Source organism: Rhodococcus sp. NPDC057014 (assembly GCF_042673295.1).
Taxonomy (GTDB): domain Bacteria; phylum Actinomycetota; class Actinomycetes; order Mycobacteriales; family Mycobacteriaceae; genus Rhodococcus_F.
The window spans coordinates 1-4056 of sequence record NZ_JBHUSF010000503.1; the positions used below are offsets into that span (position 1 = coordinate 1).

Sequence of the window (4056 nt, forward strand, 5' to 3'; positions counted from 1 at the left end):
TCTGGTGATCTCCGACGAGACCCTGTTGGCGGGTGAGGGTGAGGCGGCGCAGCTTCAGGGGTTCGGGCCGGTGCCGGCGGGGATCGCCCGGAAACCGGTGGTGGACGCACTCGACGGGGAGGCGGAGGTCGCGTTGCGGTTGATCTACTCGTGCCCGGTGTCGGGGGCGTTGACGGCGATGGCGTCGCAGTCCCGGACGTTTCCGAAGGGTCTCGCGAAGCTGATCGACCTGCGGGACCGGACGTGCCGGACGCCGTGGTGTGATGCGCCGATCCGCCATCATGATCACATTCTCTCGCGCCGCAACAAGGGTGCCACCACCGCACATAACGGTGCCGGGTTGTGCGCGGCCTGCAATTACGCGAAGGAAGGCGACGGCTGGACGGCCCGCCCCGTGCGTCGGCCCGATCGCCGTCACGTTCTCGATCTCCGCGCCCCGACGGGTCACCATTACCGGTCTGTGGCCCCACGATTGCCGTCCGCGGCGCGGCGGTCGGAGATCGAGGCGATCCTCATCGCACAATTGCGTGCGTCTTGACCGTGCGGTGACGGAAATCGTCGTAGGGTCGAGTGCATGGCCAGCTGGAATGAGTTCGCCGACGCTGCTCCGCGGATTGCCGCTATCTTCTCCCGCAGGCACGCGGCGACCAAGAACCTGTGCATGCTCGGCACGCTGCGCTCGGACGGATTTCCGCGGATCAGCCCGGTGGAGCCGAGGTTCTTCGAGAATCAGTTGTGGATCGCCGGAATGCCGAACACGACGAAGTTCCAGGATCTGGCTCGCGATCCGCGTTTCTGCCTGCACACGGCGACCGTCGACAGCGAGGTGAAGGAAGGTGACGCGAAACTGTGGGGTGTTGTCGACGACGTCCAGGACAAGGATTTGCATCAGCGTTTCGCGCAGGCACTGTTCGACGAGACCGGGTTCGACATCCGCGGGCAGGAATTCGATCACTGCTACCGAGCCGACCTGATCGGCGGCTCGGCGGTGGAGGTCGGCGACGGCCACATGGACATCACCATCTGGAAACCGGGCGAGCCCGAGCACGTCGTGCGAAAGCACTGACTGCTCACGCCGGCCACGGCACCACGGTCAAACGGGGCCATTCCTTCTGCCACCGGGCAGCTTTGGATTCGTACACCTCCCGTGGAGCGAGGACGGGATTCGGTCGCAGAACCATGTCGTACAGGTCGGTGAACCCGTGGGGAGCGTAGATCTCGACGTCTCCGGTGGTGTTTCTCCGGATTCCGTAGCAGCAGGTGGTGGAGGCGAAGTGGTCGATGGCGTCCTTGCAGTCGGTGAAGGGTATTGCGGGCGCGCCGAAGTGGTCTTCGTACCAAAGATGGACCCGCGCTTCGTTTCTGACCTCGACGCGCACGTCGAGGTCGTCGATGTGGTTCCACACGGTCTGGAACACGGCGCCCGCGGTGAGGTACCACTCGGTGAGGCCGAGTCGAGGTGCACGATCCAGGATCGTGGTGATGTACGGGTTGGTCCGCAGGATGCGGAGGAAGTTCAGCTCCTCGGGAGAGTGAATCGGCATGTTCCGATCATATGGTGGACATACATGGACATCCAACTATAGGATGAGCACATATTCGGAACTCCCTCATCATCGAACAAGGAACGGGTCCGCACAATGGTTCAAGAGCTATCCCACTTCGTCGGCGGCAAGCGCGTCCCCGGTGCCTCCAACAAGTTCGGCGACGTCTACGACCCCAACACCGGTGAGGTGCAGGCGCGTGTGCCTCTCGCCGACAAGGCCGAGACGGAGGCGATCATCGCGAATGCGGTGGAAGCTCAGCGTGAATGGGCGCTGTTCAACCCGCAGAAGCGGGCGCGCGTCCTGATGAAGTTCCTCCAGCTCGTGCAGGAGGAGATGGATTCGCTGGCGCGCCTCCTGTCGTCCGAGCACGGCAAGACGATCCCCGACGCGAAGGGCGACATCCAGCGCGGCCTCGAGGTCATCGAGTTCGCCCTCGGTGCCCCGCACCTGCTCAAGGGCGAGTACACGGAATCCGCCGGAACCGGGATCGACGTGTACTCCATGCGTCAGCCGCTCGGCGTCGTCGCCGGCATCACGCCCTTCAACTTCCCGGCCATGATCCCGCTGTGGAAGGCCGGTCCCGCGCTGGCCGCCGGCAACGCCTTCATCCTCAAGCCGTCCGAGCGCGACCCCTCGGTGCCGCTGCGCCTGGCCGAACTGTTCCTCGAGGCCGGGCTGCCCGCGGGTGTGTTCAACGTGGTCAACGGTGACAAGGAAGTGGTGGACGTCCTGCTCACCGACGACCGCGTCAAGGCGGTCGGGTTCGTCGGGTCCACTCCGATCGCGCAGTACATCTACGAGACCGCCGCGGCCCACGGCAAGCGCGCCCAGTGCTTCGGTGGCGCGAAGAACCACGCGATCATCATGCCCGACGCCGACCTCGACGAGGTTGCCGACGCCCTCATCGGCGCAGGTTACGGCTCCGCGGGTGAGCGATGCATGGCCATCTCCGTCGCCGTGCCGGTGGGTGAGGAGACGGCGGATGCGCTCGTCGCGAAGCTGACCGAACGGGTCGGCAAGCTCACGATCGGCCGCAGCGACGACGAGTCCGCCGACTTCGGACCGCTGGTCAGCAAGGACGCCGTCGAGCGGGTGAACAGTTACATCCAGATCGGCATCGACGAAGGCGCGGAGGCCGTGATCGACGGCCGCGGCTTCACCCTCGAGGGCCACGAGAACGGCTTCTTCGCCGGCGCGACCCTGTTCGACAAGGTCACCACCGACATGCGTGTCTACAAGGAAGAGATCTTCGGACCCGTCCTGCTGGTCGCCCGCGCCGCGGACTACGAGGAGGCGCTCCGCCTGCCCACCGAACACGAGTACGGCAACGGCGTCGCCATCTTCACCCGCGACGGCGACACGGCCCGCGACTTCACGAACCGCGTCAACGTCGGCATGGTCGGCGTCAACGTGCCGATCCCCGTGCCGATCGCGTACCACACGTTCGGCGGCTGGAAGCGCTCCGGCTTCGGCGACCTGAACCAGCACGGTCCCGACTCCTTCCGCTTCTACACCAAGACCAAGACCGTGACGCAACGTTGGCCCTCCGGCAAGAAGGAACAGACCAACCACTTCGTCATCCCCACCATGAACTGAACGGAACTCCATGTTCACCTTGACCGATGACGAGCGGGCGATCAGTGACACGGCCCGTGATTTCGCGGCCGAGCATTTGGCGCCGCATGCGGTGGAGTGGGATCAGGCCAAGCATTTCCCGGTCGATGTGCTGCGGAAGGCGGCGTCGTTGGGGATGGGCGGGATCTACGTCCGCGAGGACGTGGGCGGCTCCGAGCTGACCCGGGTCGATGCGGCCCGCATCTTCGAGCAGCTGGCGAAGGGCTGCCCGTCGATCGCCGCCTACATCTCCATCCACAACATGGTCACCTGGATGATCGACAAGTTCGGCACCGACGAGCAGCGGCACACCTGGGTGCCGGGACTGTGTGCGATGGATCAGCTGGGCAGCTACTGCCTGACCGAGCCGGGTGCCGGCTCGGATGCGGCGGCGTTGAGCACCCGGGCGGTCCGCGACGGCGACGACTACGTCCTCAACGGGGTCAAGCAGTTCATCTCCGGGGCCGGGACCTCGGAGGTGTATGTGGTGATGGCCCGCACCGGCGAGAGCGGGCCGCGCGGGATTTCGGCGTTCATCGTCCCGAAGGGTGCGGTCGGGCTGTCGTTCGGGCCGAACGAGGTGAAGATGGGCTGGAACGCCCAACCGACCCGGCAGGTGATCTTCGAGGACGTGCGGGTGCCGGCGGCAAACCTGCTCGGCGACGAGGGTGGTGGGTTCCGGATCGCGATGGCCGGCCTGAACGGGGGCCGGCTCAACATCGCCGCGTGCTCGGTCGGTGGGGCGCAGACCGCGCTGGAGCGGGCCGTCGCGTATCTGGCGGACCGGAAGGCGTTCGGGTCGTCGTTGCTCGACTCGCAGGCGTTGCAGTTCCAGCTCGCGGACATGCGCACCGACCTCGAGGCCGCCCGGACCCTGCTGTGGCGGGCGGCGGCC

General features: G+C 66.0%; 5 protein-coding genes. 4 read left to right on the forward strand and 1 reads right to left on the reverse strand.

From position 1 onward, the window contains the following. Both ACFTZB_RS43755 and ACFTZB_RS43760 read left to right on the forward strand, forming a co-directional pair. Positions 1 to 538, forward strand: a 538-nt coding sequence (locus tag ACFTZB_RS43755; protein WP_378441967.1) for an HNH endonuclease signature motif containing protein, incomplete at its 5' end; no start/stop codon positions are given. Positions 539 to 574: 36 nt separating this feature from the next. Further along, positions 575 to 1066, forward strand: coding sequence for a pyridoxamine 5'-phosphate oxidase family protein (locus ACFTZB_RS43760; protein ID WP_378441969.1), 492 nt, complete (start codon positions 575 to 577; stop codon positions 1064 to 1066). 4 nt (positions 1067 to 1070) lie between these two features. Here ACFTZB_RS43760 and ACFTZB_RS43765 read toward each other — a convergent pair whose 3' ends face one another. Next, the gene (locus tag ACFTZB_RS43765; RefSeq protein WP_378441971.1) at positions 1071 to 1544 is read right to left on the reverse strand and encodes a nucleotidyltransferase family protein; all 474 of its coding nucleotides are present in this window, start codon (positions 1542 to 1544) and stop codon (positions 1071 to 1073) included. A gap of 96 nt (positions 1545 to 1640) precedes the next feature. On the opposite strand from ACFTZB_RS43765, the gene ACFTZB_RS43770 reads away from it, so the two are divergent. Further along, positions 1641 to 3143: a CoA-acylating methylmalonate-semialdehyde dehydrogenase gene (locus tag ACFTZB_RS43770; RefSeq protein ID WP_378441973.1), complete on the forward strand. Its 1503-nt coding sequence runs from the start codon at positions 1641 to 1643 to the stop codon at positions 3141 to 3143. A gap of 10 nt (positions 3144 to 3153) precedes the next feature. Beyond that, positions 3154 to 4056, forward strand: a 903-nt coding sequence (locus tag ACFTZB_RS43775) for an acyl-CoA dehydrogenase family protein (RefSeq protein ID WP_378441975.1), incomplete at its 3' end; no start/stop codon positions are given.